This is a genomic window from Streptomyces guryensis (assembly GCF_021261325.1).
In the GTDB taxonomy this organism is placed as follows: domain Bacteria; phylum Actinomycetota; class Actinomycetes; order Streptomycetales; family Streptomycetaceae; genus Streptomyces; species Streptomyces guryensis.
Genome location: NZ_JAJSBI010000019.1, coordinates 128,904 through 144,109, shown reverse-complemented (window position 1 = coordinate 144,109; position 15,206 = coordinate 128,904). Strand labels below are relative to the sequence as shown.

At 71.1% G+C, this 15,206-nt stretch carries 17 protein-coding genes; 7 read left to right on the top strand and 10 right to left on the bottom strand.

Annotated elements, in window-relative coordinates; genetic code table 11:
• The first annotated feature begins 32 nt into the window (after nt 1-32).
• Both LJ657_RS31785 and LJ657_RS31780 read left to right on the top strand, forming a co-directional pair.
• The gene (locus LJ657_RS31785; protein ID WP_232652341.1) at nt 33-1,268 is read left to right on the top strand and encodes an ABC transporter ATP-binding protein; all 1,236 of its coding nucleotides are present in this window, start codon (nt 33-35) and stop codon (nt 1,266-1,268) included.
• Nucleotides 1,265-2,140, top strand: coding sequence for an ABC transporter permease (locus LJ657_RS31780; protein ID WP_232652338.1), 876 nt, complete (start codon nt 1,265-1,267; stop codon nt 2,138-2,140). The genes LJ657_RS31785 and LJ657_RS31780 overlap by 4 nt, the downstream gene beginning before the upstream one ends.
• A 19-nt stretch (nt 2,141-2,159) precedes the next feature.
• Here LJ657_RS31780 and LJ657_RS31775 read toward each other — a convergent pair whose 3' ends face one another.
• On the bottom strand, nt 2,160-2,501 hold the full coding sequence (locus LJ657_RS31775; RefSeq protein WP_099931329.1) for an Rv1322 family protein: 342 nt from the start codon (nt 2,499-2,501) through the stop codon (nt 2,160-2,162).
• A gap of 219 nt (nt 2,502-2,720) precedes the next feature.
• Here LJ657_RS31775 and LJ657_RS31770 point away from each other — a divergent pair, with 219 nt between their 5' ends.
• On the top strand, nt 2,721-3,749 hold the full coding sequence (locus LJ657_RS31770; protein ID WP_232652336.1) for an LLM class flavin-dependent oxidoreductase: 1,029 nt from the start codon (nt 2,721-2,723) through the stop codon (nt 3,747-3,749).
• 89 nt (nt 3,750-3,838) lie between these two features.
• Here the strand turns inward: LJ657_RS31770 and LJ657_RS31765 are convergent, their stop codons facing one another.
• Complete coding sequence (locus tag LJ657_RS31765; RefSeq protein ID WP_232652334.1) at nt 3,839-4,231, bottom strand: SCO5389 family protein; 393 nt, start codon at nt 4,229-4,231, stop codon at nt 3,839-3,841.
• Nucleotides 4,232-4,542: 311 nt separating this feature from the next.
• On the opposite strand from LJ657_RS31765, the gene nucS reads away from it, so the two are divergent.
• Nucleotides 4,543-5,214, top strand: a complete 672-nt coding sequence (gene nucS / locus LJ657_RS31760) for an endonuclease NucS (protein WP_232652332.1) — start codon at nt 4,543-4,545, stop codon at nt 5,212-5,214.
• A gap of 69 nt (nt 5,215-5,283) precedes the next feature.
• Here nucS and LJ657_RS31755 read toward each other — a convergent pair whose 3' ends face one another.
• The 4 genes from LJ657_RS31755 to LJ657_RS31740 all read right to left on the bottom strand — a co-directional run bounded on the left by LJ657_RS31755 (nt 5,284) and on the right by LJ657_RS31740 (nt 10,114).
• The gene (locus LJ657_RS31755; protein WP_232652330.1) at nt 5,284-7,785 is read right to left on the bottom strand and encodes an ATP-binding protein; all 2,502 of its coding nucleotides are present in this window, start codon (nt 7,783-7,785) and stop codon (nt 5,284-5,286) included.
• Between the two features lie 207 nt (nt 7,786-7,992).
• A complete protein-coding gene (locus LJ657_RS31750; RefSeq protein WP_016438220.1) occupies nt 7,993-8,316 on the bottom strand; it encodes an STAS domain-containing protein in 324 nt (107 codons plus the stop codon).
• 169 nt (nt 8,317-8,485) lie between these two features.
• Nucleotides 8,486-9,334, bottom strand: coding sequence for a 3-hydroxyacyl-CoA dehydrogenase family protein (locus LJ657_RS31745; protein ID WP_232652323.1), 849 nt, complete (start codon nt 9,332-9,334; stop codon nt 8,486-8,488).
• 138 nt (nt 9,335-9,472) lie between these two features.
• Nucleotides 9,473-10,114 carry a TetR/AcrR family transcriptional regulator gene (locus LJ657_RS31740; RefSeq protein WP_232652322.1) on the bottom strand — a complete coding sequence of 214 codons (642 nt, stop codon included), beginning with the start codon at nt 10,112-10,114 and terminating at the stop codon, nt 9,473-9,475.
• A gap of 81 nt (nt 10,115-10,195) precedes the next feature.
• Between LJ657_RS31740 and LJ657_RS31735 the strand changes: the two genes are divergently transcribed.
• Genes LJ657_RS31735 through LJ657_RS31725 form a run of 3 tightly spaced genes read left to right on the top strand, consistent with a single transcriptional unit; the run spans nt 10,196 to nt 12,321 of the window.
• Complete coding sequence (locus LJ657_RS31735; protein WP_232652321.1) at nt 10,196-10,978, top strand: ABC transporter ATP-binding protein; 783 nt, start codon at nt 10,196-10,198, stop codon at nt 10,976-10,978.
• Nucleotides 10,979-10,985: 7 nt separating this feature from the next.
• Entirely contained in the window at nt 10,986-11,735 is a 750-nt protein-coding gene (locus tag LJ657_RS31730; protein ID WP_232652320.1) for an ABC transporter permease, read from the top strand.
• 13 nt (nt 11,736-11,748) lie between these two features.
• Complete coding sequence (locus LJ657_RS31725; RefSeq protein WP_232652319.1) at nt 11,749-12,321, top strand: cob(I)yrinic acid a,c-diamide adenosyltransferase; 573 nt, start codon at nt 11,749-11,751, stop codon at nt 12,319-12,321.
• Nucleotides 12,322-12,352: 31 nt separating this feature from the next.
• Here the strand turns inward: LJ657_RS31725 and LJ657_RS31720 are convergent, their stop codons facing one another.
• From LJ657_RS31720 to LJ657_RS31705, 4 genes are read right to left on the bottom strand one after another with little or no spacing between them, the layout of a single operon-like run.
• Complete coding sequence (locus LJ657_RS31720) at nt 12,353-12,559, bottom strand: hypothetical protein (RefSeq protein ID WP_232652318.1); 207 nt, start codon at nt 12,557-12,559, stop codon at nt 12,353-12,355.
• Nucleotides 12,559-13,002: a hypothetical protein gene (locus LJ657_RS31715; protein WP_372487994.1), complete on the bottom strand. Its 444-nt coding sequence runs from the start codon at nt 13,000-13,002 to the stop codon at nt 12,559-12,561. The genes LJ657_RS31720 and LJ657_RS31715 overlap by 1 nt, the downstream gene beginning before the upstream one ends.
• 10 nt (nt 13,003-13,012) lie before the next feature.
• Nucleotides 13,013-14,488 carry a sensor histidine kinase gene (locus LJ657_RS31710; RefSeq protein WP_232652316.1) on the bottom strand — a complete coding sequence of 492 codons (1,476 nt, stop codon included), beginning with the start codon at nt 14,486-14,488 and terminating at the stop codon, nt 13,013-13,015.
• Complete coding sequence (locus LJ657_RS31705; RefSeq protein WP_232652314.1) at nt 14,485-15,198, bottom strand: response regulator transcription factor; 714 nt, start codon at nt 15,196-15,198, stop codon at nt 14,485-14,487. Before LJ657_RS31705 ends, LJ657_RS31710 begins: the two co-directional genes overlap by 4 nt.
• Nucleotides 15,199-15,206 lie beyond the last annotated feature (8 nt).

Here is a 15,206-nt window from a genome sequence, read left to right as displayed (position 1 = left end):
CGCTGTCCTGAACCTTTCGATGGGTGCGGAGCATGATCGAGGCTGTAGGCCTGACCAAGCGCTACGGCGACAAGACCGCCGTGTACAACCTTTCCTTCCAGGTGCGGCCGGGTGCCGTCACCGGCTTCCTGGGGCCCAACGGCTCCGGCAAGTCGACGACGATGCGCATGATCCTCGGCCTGGACAACCCGACCGCGGGGCAGGTGACGATCGGCGGCTACCCGTACCCCAAGCTGCCCAACGCCCCCCGCCAGGTCGGCGCCCTGCTCGACGCCAAGGCCGTGCACGGCGGCCGGTCGGCCCGCAGCCACCTGCTCTGCCTGGCCCAGCTGTCCGGCATCCCGGCGCGCCGGGTCGACGAGGTGCTGGGCGTGGTCGGGCTCCAGGAGGTGGCCAGAAAGCGCTCGAAGGGGTTCTCCCTCGGCATGGGCCAGCGGCTCGGCATCGCCGCCGCACTGCTCGGGGACCCCCAGGTGCTGCTGTTCGACGAGCCGGTCAACGGCCTCGACCCCGAGGGCATCCTCTGGGTGCGCAACCTCATGAAGGCGCTCGCGGCGGAGGGCCGTACGGTCTTCGTCTCGTCCCATCTGATGAGCGAGATGGCGCTGACCGCCGACCACCTCATCGTGATCGGCCGCGGACAGCTGCTGGCCGACATGAGCGTCACGGACTTCATCTCGGCGAACTCCGCCGACTTCGCGCGCGTGCGGACGCCTGACACAGAGCCCCAGCTGCGCGAGAAGCTGACGTCCGCGCTCACCGAGGCGGGCGGCCACGTGCTGCCCGAGCAGGACGGCGCCCTCCGGATCACGGGACTGCCGCTCCCCCGCATCAGCGACATCGCGCATGACGCCGACGTACGCCTGTGGGAACTGTCGCCGCACCAGGCCTCGCTGGAAGAGGCGTACATGCGGATGACCCAGGGGGCCGTCGACTACCGCTCGACCATCGACCAGAAGTCGGGGCTCATGCAGCCGCTGCCGCCCGGCGCGCAGCCGCCGATGCCGGTGCCGGGGCAGGGCCAGCCCGACTGGTACGCCCCGCCGTCGCCCCAGGAGGGCGGACAGCCGTTCGCGATGCCACAGGGACAGCCGGGTCCGTACGGCGCGGGGCAGCCCCCGGCGGGTCCGTACGGCGCTCCGGGCGCGGGTCAGCCCAACCCGTACGCCCAGCCGGCGCCCGCGGCTCCCCAGGCGCCTGCCGCGCCGCCCGCGCCCCCTGCCCCCGCCGCCCCCGCCGACCTGACCAAGCCCGAGGACGCCCGATGAGCACCCCGCAGCCCCCGATGCCGCAGGCCGCCGCACCCGACTGGCAGGCGGCGGCGTCCGGTTCGCCGTACCCCAGCTACACCTCGCCGATCCCCGTCGTGCGCACCCACCTCGGGCACGCGATCTCCTCGGAGTGGACGAAGATCAGATCGGTGCGCTCCACGGTGTGGACGCTCGGCGTGTTCCTGCTGCTCGTCGTCGGCATCGGGCTGCTGGTCGCCGCGCTGGTCGCCGCCAACCAGGGGGAGGAAAGCCTGAGCGGCCAGAACCCGTTGTCCTTCGGCGTGTTCGGGCTGCTCCTCGGCAGCATGTGCATCATCACGCTCGGTGTGCTGACCACCGCCTCGGAGTACGGAACCGGCATGATCCGGACGACGATGACCGCGTGCCCGTCACGCGCGCGCGTGCTGGCGGCGAAGGCGATCGTCTTCTTCGCGGTGGCGTTCACCGTCACGTTCGCCTCGGTGCTCCTCGTCGCCGTCGCGGACGTGGCCATGCTGAAGGGTGCCAGGAGCCCGTCCGGCGGCGAGTGGCTGAAGGGCACCTTCGGCATCTCGCTCTACATCGCGCTGCTCGGGCTGCTCTCGCTCCTCGTCGGCTCGATCATCCGGCACTCGGCGGGCGCCATCACCATCATGATCGGCCTGGTGCTGGCGCCGTTGGTGATCGCGCTGTTCATGTTCTCGTCGGCCCTGGAGAAGGTGCGCCAGGCGCTGTTCGACTACTCGATCCCGAACCAGCTCAGTGCCTTCTACACCAACACCTTGAGCCGCACCGGCCCGACCGGCTGGGACCCGGTGTGGATCGCCCTGGGCGTGACGGCCGTCGCGTTCGCCGGCGCGGTCGCGCTGCTGCAGAAGCGCGACGTCTAGGGAGAGTCCGGGGACCGGTTCAGAACTTCGGCGCGTTACGGGACCGCTGCACCCGCGTGGTGCGGCGGTCCTTCGCGTTCCAGCACGCCTTGTGCCAGTGGCGGCGCTCGTCGACACCCGAATGCTCCGGCCAGGCCACCACGTGCGGGACACCGGAGGGGATCATCTGGTCGCAGCCGGGGCAGCGGTACGTCTTGCCCTGCGCGCTCGCGCCCGCCACGTGCCGCACGCTCCACTCCTCGCCCTGCCAGCTCTCGGTGGACTGCCAGCCGCCGTAACGGCCGGACCGGTCGTCCTCGCCGCTCCGGCCGGACGAGCCCGACGGGTCGGCACCCTTGGGTCGGTTGCGACGCGGGGACACGGGACACCTCACGGGGCTATACAGGGAGCACGGGCCGTGTCCAGCCTACGGGGCGCCGACGGGGGTACGCGTAGAGCACCGGCCGGCCCGGACCCCGCCGCGACCCCCCATTCTGCAGACAATCCGCAAATCTCTTCGCCAGGCCGTGTCCTCGTCACGTGTCAGGCGGTTATGCGGGTGGGGGAGCTCCGCGTCGGAGCCAAGGAAGCAGGAAAAGCGATGCGCGTAGGAAGTTTCGTGTTGGCGGCCCAGTTCCCGGGTCAGGGCCAGGGGGAGGCGCTGCACCGCGCGGTCCGCTCGGCCGAGGTCGCCGAGGAAGCGGGCCTCGACTCGGTCTGGCTGGCCGAGCACCACTTCGTGCCGTACGGGACATGCCCGTCGGCGATCACCCTGGCGGCGTTACTCCTCGGCCGGACCCGCAGGCTCCGCGTCGGCACTGCGGTCACCGTCCTGCCCACCGCCCACCCCGTGGCGGTCGGCGAGCAGGCCGCGCTGCTCCACCTCACTTCCGGCGGGCGCTTCTCGCTGGGCGTGGGCCGCGGCGGACCGTGGGTCGACCTGGAGGTGTTCGGCTCGGGCATCAAGGCGTACGAGGAGGGGTTTCCCGAAGCACTGGATCTGCTGCTGCGCTGGCTGCGCGAGCCGTCGGTCGGGGCCACGGGGGAGCGCTTCGGCTTCCGTGAAGTGCCCGTCGTACCAAGGCCGTCGGAGTCCCTGACGGACATCGCGGGCCCCGAGGTCGTCGTCGCGTGCACCTCGCCGTCGAGTGTGCGGCAGGCCGCCGAGCGCGGGCTGCCGATGCTGCTCGGCATGCATGTGGGTGACGAGGAGAAGGCCGAGATGGTCGCCCTGTGGCAGCAGCTCGCGCGCGCCGCCGGACACTCCGCGGAAACGGTCCTGGGCGCGGCCCATGTCTCGGCCGGCGTCTGCCAGATCGCGGACCGGCGTACGGACGCGGTGGAGACCCTGACGAAGGCGATGCCGGGCTGGCTGAAGCACGGCCTGGAGGCACATGTCACGGTGGACGGCCGGACCCGGCAGATGCGCGACCCCCTGGCATACACCGAACTGCTCTGCGGACTGCACCCGGTCGGCACCCCGCGCCTGTGCGCCGACCGGCTCGCCGCGACCAGCGAGCGGACCGGCATCTCCCGCTTCGCCCTGCTCGTGGAGGGCTCGGGAGACCTGGCGGCCACCGAGGAGAACGTACGGCGGCTGGGCACCGAGGTGCTCCCGCACCTCGGTTGAACGGGCTCCTGCCCGGCTGCTGCGGAGCTTGCCGCCCCAATACTGAATGCACCTCCCGCGTACGGAGCGGCAAGCAAGCGGCTTGCTCCTCAGCAGTCCCGGAACTCCGGGGACTGATTGAGCAGCTGACTGCGGACCGAGGTGAAGCGGGCCAGCGTCTCGTCGACCGAGGCGTCCAGTGGGAACACCGCCACCCGGTGGCAGTTCTGGAAGGCCAGCCGGACTCCGAAGTGCCGCTGCAGCGCGCCGCGTATCGCGTCACTCGCGAGCGCACGCAGCAGCTGTCCGCGTGCCTGCTCGTCCGGCGGGGGCGTCTGGTTGTCGGCGAAGTTGCCGCCGTCCACCTTCAGCTGGGCCACCAGGGAGCTGATCATCTCCCATGCGTAAGGCAGGGAGGTCCGGACGCAGTCGACGAATTCTGCTTCGTCGACCTCGCCTCGCTCGGCCTTCTCGAGTAGGGCCGGTGAGACGTCGAGCGACATGGGTTCTCCTCTCGCACCCCCGTGGTCGACAGGGGTTGCCGGACAGATAGGGGGGTTCGCGATACCGAACACGCTCAGTACTCGCCTCGCGACCTCCCGTTTACTACCGTAGGCAACGGGCGGTGACGGCACCAGGAAAATGCGTACATGGAGAGCCCTCTTTGGGCACACAATCAGCCACGAATGAACAAGGGTTGTCTCGGGTCTTCCAGGACAACAAGGGCGGCCCGCAGGGCCTCGTTTGAGGGTGGTGGTGGGAGACGGGAGGGCGAATCGCGTGGACCCACACCCGTCGAGTAGCGTTGCCGACCATGCGTCTCGTCATTGCCCGATGCTCCGTGGACTACGCGGGCCGGCTCACCGCCCATCTCCCTTCGGCACCCCGCCTGATCCTGGTGAAGGCCGACGGCAGCGTCTCCATCCACGCGGACGACCGCGCCTACAAGCCCCTGAACTGGATGTCCCCGCCCTGCACGCTGAAGGAAGGCGCGGGCGACGACGAGGGCGTCTGGACCGTCATCAACAAGGGGGGCGAGAAGCTCATCATCACGATGGAGGAGATCCTCCATGACTCCTCGCACGAACTGGGCGTGGATCCCGGCCTGATCAAGGACGGCGTGGAAGCACACCTTCAGGAGCTCCTCGCGGACCGCATCGAGACGCTCGGCGACGGCTACACGCTCATCCGCCGCGAGTACATGACGGCCATCGGCCCGGTCGACATCCTGTGCCGGGACGCCGACGGGCAGACCGTCGCGGTCGAGATCAAGCGGCGCGGCGAGATCGACGGCGTGGAGCAGCTCACCCGCTACCTGGAGCTGCTGAACCGCGATCCCCATCTCGCCCCGGTCCGCGGCATCTTCGCGGCCCAGGAGATCAAGCCGCAGGCCCGCGTCCTCGCCACGGACCGCGGAATCGGCTGCGCGGTGCTGGATTACGACGCCCTGAGGGGCATCGAGGACGACAAGCTGCGGTTGTTCTGACCCCCGTCGCCGCATACGAGAGGGCCGGGTCCGTCGGACGGACCCGGCCCTCTTTGTGTGTACGGGCCCTCACATCACCGGGCTGGAGCTGGTGCTCGCCGGCCTGGTCGTCGAGGCCGGGGCGCTGGTGACCGGGGCGGTGGAGGTGATCGGCGCGCTGGCCGAGTTGGAGGTGGACGGTGACGTCGGCTGCGTCGGCGTCGTTGAAGACGTGTCGCTCGGTGTAGGGGACGCCGACTTCGTAGGCGTCGGGGAGGCCGACTTCGTAGGCGTCGGCGATGTCGACTTCGTAGGCGTCGGAGATGTCGACTTCGTAGGCGTGGAAGCGCCGCCCGACCCCTTCGTGCCGCTCGGGTTGTCCGACGGCTGACCCGTGCTCGACGACGGCGTCGGGGCTCCCGAGGTGCCGGGTGTGCCGCTGGCGCCCGGGTTCGTCGGGCGGCTCGTCGCGGTGCCGGTGTCGCTCTTCGGCTTGTCCGCACCAAGGCTGCCGTCGTCGGTGCCCTGGCTGGCGGACGGGTTGACGCCGACCTTGTCGGACGGGTTGTTGGCGTCGTTGTTGGACGTGGCGCCGAGCGTCACGACCGTGCCGAGTACGGCGGCGAGCAGCGCACCCGCGCCGGCCGCGACGAGGTTGCGCCGGGCGAGGCCGCGGATGCCGCCGCGGTGGGTCCTGGGCGGCGGGCCGGACACGGCCCGGTTGACGACGATGGTCGAGGTGTCGCCGGACGAAGGCGGCGGGTTCACCGCGAACGCGGCCGGCACTCCGCCGGGCGGCGACTGGGACTCCTCGTAGCGCGCGTCCGGGACCTCCTCGCCCGCCATCGAGCCGAGGCCCGGCGTGGTGCCGGAGCGGTCGGAGACCAGGGCGAGGGCGCGGCGGCCCGCGACGGTGCCGCGCTTGTCGGCGAGCGCACCGCGCAGCCCGATGGAGGACTCCAGCTCGGCGCGGGCCCGGTCGAGCTGTCCGCCGCAGAGTGCGAGGATGCCCAACTCGTGGTGGAAGTAGGCCTGTTCGGACACCTCGCCGGCGAGCCGGGATGCCTCGGCACCGGACCGCAGCGCCCGCTCCCAGGCGCTCCAGTGCAGGCCCGCGGCGAACGCGGGCGCTGCCGTGCGGGCCAGCCGAACGGTGACGCTCTCCTCGCCCTCGGCCGGTGCGGTCGTGCCCGGCACCAGGATGCCGAGCGCGGCGAGCAGGGCGTCGGCCTCGGCGCACACCCGCTCCGGGGTGACCGAGGGGTGCCCCGCCCACCAGGCGTAGTGCTGGGCGGCGGCCAGGGCCTGCGCCTCGATGTCGTCGCCGTATCCGGCGGCCTCCAGCTGGGCGAGGACCCCGGCGGCGAGCCGGTAGCGGGAGCCGACCGGCGAGACCAGTCCGCAGGAGGCCAGTTCGCCGAGGGCGGCGTCCGCGTGGGTGTCGCCGACCAGCGCGGGCAGATGGGCCTGGTGCGGCACCTCGCCGGCGAGTGCCACGGCGAACCGCAGGGTGGCGCGCGCCGAGGCGCTGAGCCGGGAGGCCAGCAGCGGTGCGGGGGCGGCGGCCTCGCCGAGCGACGGCAGGGGTACCTCGTCGCCGTCCTCGGCGTGGAGAGACACGTCGAAGGGCGCGTCCGCAGGGATCGCGTCCTCGAAGACGCCGAACGTGTCGACGGCGCCGGTCCCGGCGCGCTGCTGGTCGCGCTGGCGCAGCAGGGCACCGGCCTGGACGAAGCGCAGCGGCAGGCCCTCGGACTCGAACCAGAGGTCGCCGGCCCAGTTGGCCTCCTCCTCCGTCAGCGTCCGGCCGACGGCGCGCTCGATGAGCTCCACGCCGCCCGCGCGGTCGAGACCGCCGAGGAAGACCTCTTCGAGGGTGGAGTCGGCGGAGGGCGCGGGCACCTCGGGCGTGGCGCCGATCACGAAGGCGCACTCGGGTGTCGCGTCCAGCAGTTCGTCGAGCCCGGCGCCGCCGAACTCGACGTCGTCGAGGACGACTACCGCGCCGATCTCCCGGACCAGCCCGAGCAGTTCGTCCTGTTCCGGGCGGTGCAGGGGCGCGTGGTAGACGGCATAGAAGAGGTCGTACAGCAGTTCGTTCGCCGTGCGGTGGAAGCCGCTGAGGCGGACGACGCCGTCGGGGGCCAGGTCGGCGCAGTCCTCGGCGACGAGGTCGAGAAGGGCGGTGCGGCCGGAGCCCGCGGGGCCGGTGAGACGCACGGAACGGCCGCGGGCCAGCAGCCGGACCAGGCGCTCGCGCTCCTCCTGGCGTTCCAGGAGATGCAGCGACGGCCGGCCCGGTCCCGGTGGAACGGGCGGCTTGGCGGCGCGGTCCACCTCGGCACGCTCGGCCGCCGTGAACTTCTCGGGGCGCCCCGGGCGCTCGCCCGGTGGGCAGGCCTCTATCTCGCTGCCGTCGACGGGGTTGACGGTGAGCAGGTAGTCGCCCGTGACGAGTTGCACCGTGCGCGCGAGCGCGGGCGAGTGCTGGCCGAAGTCGGGTGTGAGGGGGTCCCTGGGCGGGCGCTGGCGCGGCGCGCTGCCGTCGCCGTCATGGCCGTACTCCTCGGGTCCCCGCATGTTCGGGTCCATAGGTTCAAGCCCCCCAAAAGCGTCGTGTGTGCCTTAGAGCCCCTCCCGGCCTTGCTGCACACCGCGCTGTCGCTTCTGGTCCGGGCCCGCTTGCAGGGATGTCAGGCAGCGGGCGACCGAACCCTAAACCTTCGCTCAGTATCTACGACAGTCCGGGGTACCGCGCCGTGCGAGACGTCACAGTCTCGTGTGGATTGCACCGAGGGCTCACACGCGGGGGAGTGACTCCACCCCGATGCCGCCTTCGATCGCCAGGATCCGGTGCAGCCGGGTGGCCACCAGCAGGCGCTGCATCTGCGGCGGAACGTCGCGCAGCACCAGGCGCCGGCCGCAGCGGCCGGCCCGCCGGTGGACGCCCATGATCACCCCGAGTCCGGTGGCGTCCCAGGAGTCCAGTTCGGACAGGTCGAGCACCAGGTCGCCGGCTCCGTCGTCGACGGCCGAGTGCAGGACCGTACGGGCGTCCGCCGCGCTGCGGACGTCGAGGCGGCCCCCGACGACCAGCTCGGCGTGGTCGCCCCTGATGTACATATGCGCTCCCCGAGAGTGCGGTGACGTACTCCGTGACGGTGGCTGTGCAACGTCTGACTGCTTCAGCGGCGACGAAGTTGCCGTCTGTAAGCGAACCGATACCGAATTCACCCCCGCGGGTGATACCCGCGGGGCCTGTGCGGTTTCAGTGGCGGTACGTACTGATGTATCAGTACGTGTAGAAGCCCTGCCCGCTCTTGCGTCCGATGTCACCGGCGTCAACCATCCGGCGCATCAGCTCCGGCGGTGCGAACTTCTCGTCCTGCGACTCGGTGTAGATGTTGCTGGTGGCGTGCAGCAGGATGTCGACGCCGGTCAGGTCCGCCGTGGCCAGCGGGCCCATCGCGTGGCCGAAGCCCAGCTTGCAGGCGAGGTCGATGTCCTCGGCGCTCGCCACGCCCGACTCGTAGAGCTTGGTCGCCTCGACGACCAGCGCGGAGATGAGACGGGTGGTCACGAACCCCGCCACGTCCCGGTTGACGACGATGCAGGTCTTGCCGACGGACTCGGCGAACTCCCGCGCGGTGGCGAGGGCTTCGTCGCTCGTCTTGTAGCCGCGGACGAGTTCGACGAGCTGCATCATCGGCACCGGCGAGAAGAAGTGGACGCCGACGACCCGCTCGGGGTGCTCGGTGGCCGCCGCGATCTTGGTGATCGGGATCGCGGAGGTGTTGGAGGCGAGTACGGTGTCGGGGCGCACGATCTTGTCGAGCGCCCGGAAGATCTCGTGCTTCACTTCCAGCTTCTCGAAGACGGCCTCGACGACGACATCGGCGTCCGCTGCCGCGTCGAGGTCGGTGGTCGCGGTGATGCGCGCGAGGGCGGCGTCGGCGTCGTGCGCCTCCATCCTCCCCTTGCTCACGAACTTGTCGTACGAGGCCTTGATGCCGTCGGTGCCACGCTTCAGCGCTTCGTCGGTGACGTCACGCAGGACCACGTCCCAGCCCGCCTGGGCGGAGACCTGGGCGATGCCGGAACCCATCAAGCCGGCGCCGATGACGGCAAGCTTCCGTGCCACGTTTACGACTCCCCTTTGAAACGCCTTACACACTGTTTATGTCTGCCTCTTCGGCGGACCTTAGCGCTCGTGAGGTGCTGTGTGACCGGTAAGTAATGCGCGTCACGTCTCATCTGACGGACATCACACCGGGGCGGGTCATTCCGTGCCTCGGACGGCGTAGTTGAGCACCTTCTCGCCCAACAGCTCCTCGATGTCGTCGAGGAGGACCAGTACCTCTCGTGATACTTCGCCCGGGTTGCGCCCCTTGACCATCTCGCGGCCGACGACGCCCATCACACAGCTGTGCACCCAGCCGAGCTGACCGGCGATCAGATGCGGCATCGGGTCGTCGTCGGCCGCGCCGACGTCCTCGCGCAGGGCCTGTTCGAGATTGGCCTGAACCTCCTGCCCGATCGCCCACAGCCGGGAGCGCAGCGCCGGCGCGTTCTCGATGACGCGCATGAAGGCGGCGTACCCCGGGATCAGTCCGACCCTCGGCGAGACCGCCTCCACCTCCTCGCGCAGCTCCCGCAGCACGGCGGCAGCGGCGGACTCCCCCTTGTTACGGCCGCGGACCCAGCGGGCCATCCGGTCGACCATGCCGACGGAGCGGTCGAAGAAGAGGTCCTCCTTCGCCGGGAAGTAGTTGTAGACGGTGTTGACGGAGACGTCGGCGGCCTCGGCGATCTCCGCGACGGTCACCGCGTCGAAGCCACGCTCGATGAACAGCCCCGTGGCGACGTCCGAGATGTACTGCCGGGTCTGCCGCTTCTTCCGCTCCCTGAGTCCCTCTGCCATGTCCGAATCCTAGCTTTCGCTGGGCCCACTGAAAACTTGGTGTCATTGCAAAATTGGTGAGTCTCTGTTTTTCTGTGGAGCATGGCAGTCATCAGCGCGGCCGGACTGGCCCGCACCTTCCAGACCAAACGCGGCCCCGTTCAGGCCGTCCGCGGTATCGACCTCACCGTCCGCGAGGGCGAGATCCTGGGCTTCCTCGGTCCGAACGGCGCCGGCAAGACCACCACCCTGCGCATGCTCACGACGTTGCTCGCCTCGACCGGCGGCGCGGCCACCGTCGCCGGCCACGACCTCGCCGCCGACCCCGCGGGCGTACGCAGGGCCTGCGGTTACGTCGCGCAGTCGGGCGGGGTCGACGCACAGATCAGCGTGCGGGAGGAACTGGTCACCCAGGGCCGCCTCTACCGCCTGACAAAGCCGCAGGCGATCGCGCGCGCCGACGAGTTGGCCCGCGACCTGGGCCTCACCGACCTTCTCGACCGCAGGACGTCCGCGCTCTCCGGCGGCCAGCGCCGCCGCCTCGACATCGCGATGGCCCTCACCCACCGCCCGAAGGTCCTCTTCCTCGACGAGCCGACGACCGGCCTCGACCCCGGCAGCCGCGCCGACCTGTGGGACCTGATCCGCCGCCTGCGCGACGAGCACGGCACCACGGTCTTCCTGACCACCCATTACCTGGACGAGGCCGACGCCCTCTCCGACCGTCTGGTGATCGTCGACAGGGGAGTGGTCGTGGCGGAGGGCACGCCCACCGCGCTCAAGCTCCGCTACGGCGGCTCGATCGACGCGAGCCTCCAGGACACGTTCCTCGCCATCACCGGCCGCGGTCCCTCCCCGGCCGACGCCGCCCCCGTAGCCGTATAGGAACCCGATGCTGCTTCACGACACCGCGCTGATCTACGGCCGGTACCTGCGCCAGTCCCTGCGTTCCCGCTTCGCGCTGCTCTTCGGCGTGCTGATGCCGCTCCTCTATCTCCTCTTCTTCGGCCCGCTGCTGACCGGTCTGTCCCTGGGCGGACGGGGCAGTTCCTGGCAGCTGCTGGTGCCGGGGCTGCTGCTTCAACTCGGTCTGTTCGGCGCCTCGTTCGCGGGGTTCTCGATCATCATCGAGAAGGGTCAGGGAGTGGTCGAACGGATGCGTGTGACGCCCGTCAGCCGACTCGCCCTGCTGCTGGGCCGTGTGCTGCGCGACGCCACGGTGTTCGTCTTCCAGGCGGTGCTGCTGGTGGTCGCCGCCGTGGCGATGGGGCTGCGGGCGCCGCTCGCCGGGATCCTGATCGGCTTCGTGTTCGTCGCGCTGCTGACCGTCTCGCTCGGCTCACTGTCGTACGCCCTGGCGATGAAGGTCCACACCCCGCAGGCGTTCGGGCCGCTGATCAACGCCATGACCATGCCGTCGATGCTGCTGTCCGGTCTGATGCTGCCCATGTCCCTGGCCCCGGCCTGGCTGGACGTGCTCTCGCACTTCATGCCGTTCCGCTATCTGGTGGACGCGGTGCGGGACGCGTACGTCGGCTCGTACACGACGGATCACATGCTGTACGGCGTCCTGGTCGCCCTCGGCTTCTCGGCGCTCGCCGTGACAGTGGGCACACGCGTGTTCCGGACGGCCGGAGCGTAACTACGCTGGTCACATGGTCAATCTGACGCGCATCTACACCAGGACCGGCGACCAGGGCACGACCGCCCTCGGCGACATGAGCCGGGTCGCCAAGACCGATCTGCGGATCTCCGCGTACGCCGACGCCAACGAGGCGAACGCGGTGATCGGCACGGCGGTCGCGCTGGGCGGGCTGGAGGAGGAGATCGTCAAGGTCCTCACCCGTGTCCAGAACGACCTGTTCGACGTGGGGGCGGACCTGTCCACGCCGGTGGTGGAGAACCCGGAATTCCCGCCTCTCCGTGTCGAGCAGTTCTACGTCGACAAGCTGGAAGCCGACTGCGACCGCTTCAACGAGCGGCTGGAGAAGCTGCGGTCCTTCATCCTGCCGGGCGGTACACCGGGCGCGGCCCTGCTGCACCAGGCCTGCACCGTCGTACGGCGGGCGGAGCGCTCGACGTGGGCGGCGCTGGAGGTGCACGCGGAGGTGATGAACCCCCTCACCGCGACCTATCTGAACCGCCTGTCGGACCTGCTGTTCATTCTCGCCCGTACGGCCAACAAGGACGTCGGGGACGTGCTGTGGGTGCCGGGCGGGGAGCGCTGAGCCACCGCGCTCCCCGCCGTCCCCCCTCTTCTCAGTGGTCCGTGTCGTCCTGGGTCGCGTCCTGGTCCGCCCGGGCGACGGCGGACTCGGCGGCGGCCACCTTCTTCTGCATCTCCGGGTAGCCGGAGGGGGTGGCGGGCGTGGCGGGCGCCTTGTCCGCCGTACCGCCGTCCGGTGCGCAGCCCGCGGTGAGCCCTGCGAGGAGGGCCACCGCGACGGCCGCGACCTTCAGGCGCATCAGCTCGCGCCCTCGTTGTTGTTCCCGCACCAGGTCCGGACGTCGTTCAGGTCCTTCTGCCGCTGCTGGAGCGTGGTCACCAGGGACTTGCGGAAGGTCAGCCGGTCCTGGAGATATGTGGCGATCTCGCTGTGACCCGCCGCCTTCGCGTTGTCCACCCGCTGCTGCAGCCGGGCGATGGAACCGCGCTTGTCGGCCCCGGCGTTCAGCCGCTTCAGCGCACGGTCGATGCGGTGGTCGATCTTCGGCGCCCGTTTGCACAGGGCCTTCGCCCCGTCGCCGGTAGGCTTCGCGGCCGGCGCGGGTGTGCTCTCGGCCGCCGCCATACCGGTGCCGGTCGCCACGAGTGCCGCCGTGGCGAGCCCCACGAGCAGGGTGCGCCGTGGTCGTCGTACGTACATCTCAGCCTCCGTTCCGCGGACGGCCCTTCGTCCGTCCGCCATGCCGTGGAGGCTAGGAAGGCTCTTTGGGGAAACTCTGTGACCGGTTTGCCCCGGCTGTGCCGATCAGCCAGTCCCGGCGGGCGGGCGGGGCCGCGCCCGTGGACGGCAGCCGTACCTCGAAACGGGCACCGACGCCCTGCGGCCCGTCCGTCACCGTGACGCTCCCCCGGTGCAGGGCCGTCTGCTGGGCCACCAGCGTCAGGCCGAGTCCGGAGCCCGAGCTGCCGGATCCGCGGGCGAAGCGCTCGAAGATCCGGGCACGGGCCGACTCGGGCACGCCCGGGCCCAGGTCGTCGACAGTGATCGCGATCTGCTCGCCCGTCTGCCGTACTCCGACCGTCACGGTCGCCTGCCCGGCCGCGTCCCGCCCGTGGGCGAGCGCGTTGGCGAGCAGGTTGTCGAGGAGCAGGCGGAGGCCGGGTTCCCAGCCGTGGACCGTCGGTCCCGGTGCCGCCTCCAGAGTGATACGGGCGTCGGGGGCGCGGCGCCGGGCCTCTGCCACCGCCGCGTCCGCCGTCTCCGTCACGTCCACGGTCCGGAAGGCCTCCGCCTCGACGAGGTCGCCGCGGCCCAGTTCGCGCAGCATCACCAGCAGGTTCAGCAGACGGGCGTGTTCGCCGCGCAGATCGGCCAGCACCTCCGTCCGGTCCGGCTCGGGAAGGTCCGGATGGTCGGCGAGGATGTCGAGGTTGGTGCCCATGCTCATCAGCGGGGTGCGCAGCTCGTGCGAGGCCGCCGCGGAGAAGGAGCGGGCCGTGTCCAGTGCCTCCGCGGTGCGGGCGGCCTGTTCGTCGTAGCGGGCGAGGACCGTGCGCAGGGTGGCCGCCAGTTCGTCGACCTCGGTCACTCCGGTGGGCTCGTCGGGCGGCCGGGCGGCGCTGGTGCGCGGGTCGAGTCCGGCGGTACGGCGGCCCAGGCGCCGCAGCGGGCCGGTCGCGCCGGTGGCGATGCCCCAGGCCAGCAGGCCGGACAGGGGCGCGGCGAGCAGCGTCGTGACCGCCACCCGGCGCCGTACGAGCCGGAGTTGGGCCTGGTCCGCGGCGTTGGGCGAGAACACCCACAGGGTGCCGGCGCCGCGGGCCGTGGTGATCGGCACGGACAGCGCGCGCCAGCTGCTGCCGCCGTCCCGGACCGTGACCGGTGCGCCCGCCCGCGCCCGCGCACGCCCCGGCAGCGGCACCGAGGCGTCCGGCTGCGGCCCGGCGCTGAAGGTGGCGTCCGGTCCGATGACGCGTACGCCGACGTCGAGGGCGGCGCTGTAGAGGAGCCGTTCCTTGTTGTCGGCCGCCTTGGGCCGGCCGTTGGCACTGGCCCGCAGCAGCGCGCGGGCGTCCGGCGCCACGGCGGTGGCACGCGCCCGCAGATGACCGTCCTCGGCGCTGTGCAGATCGTGGTTGACCAACTGGAGCAGCAGCCAGCCCGAGGCGAGCACGAGGAGCGGCACGGTGACCCCGACGGCGAGCCCGATGCGGGTGGAGAGCCTCATGGCTGCCCGTCCCGAAGTGACGACTCGTCCCGCAGCACGAATCCCACCCCGCGCACGGTGTGGACGAGCCTGGGCCGGCCGTCCGCCTCCAGCTTGCGCCGCAGATAGCTGACGAATGTGTCGACGGCGTCGGTCCGCACGTCGAAGTCGTAGCCCCAGACCCGCTCCAGCAGCTGGTCGCGGGTGAGGACGAGCCCCGCGTTGCGCGCGAGCACCTCAAGGAGTTCGAACTCGCGCCGGGTCAGCTCCAGCGGCCTGCCGTCCCGCTCCGCGGTGCGGGCCGCCGGGTCGATGACCAGGCCCGCGACCCGCAGCACCTCCCCCGCGGGCGGCCGGCGGCGCAGCAGCGCGCGCAGCCGCAGCACGAGTTCCTGCAAGGCGAACGGCTTGACCAGGTAGTCGTCGCCGCCCGCCTGGAGCCCGGCGATACGGTCGGCGGTCTCGTCGAGCGCCGAGAGCATGAGGACGGGGAGGTCCTGGCCGTCGGCGCGGAGCCGTTCGCAGACCTCGATGCCGCTCATGCCGGGCATCGACACGTCGAGGACGAGAACGTCCGGCGGCGTCTCCTCGATCACCGCGAGCGCCTCACGACCACCGTCCGCCGTCCGCACCCGGAAGCCGCTCAGCCGCAGCCCGCGCTCCAGCGACCGCCGGATGGCCGGGTCGTCGTCCACGACCAGCACCGCGCCGGGGCTGCCCGTCTCGCTCATCGCGCCCC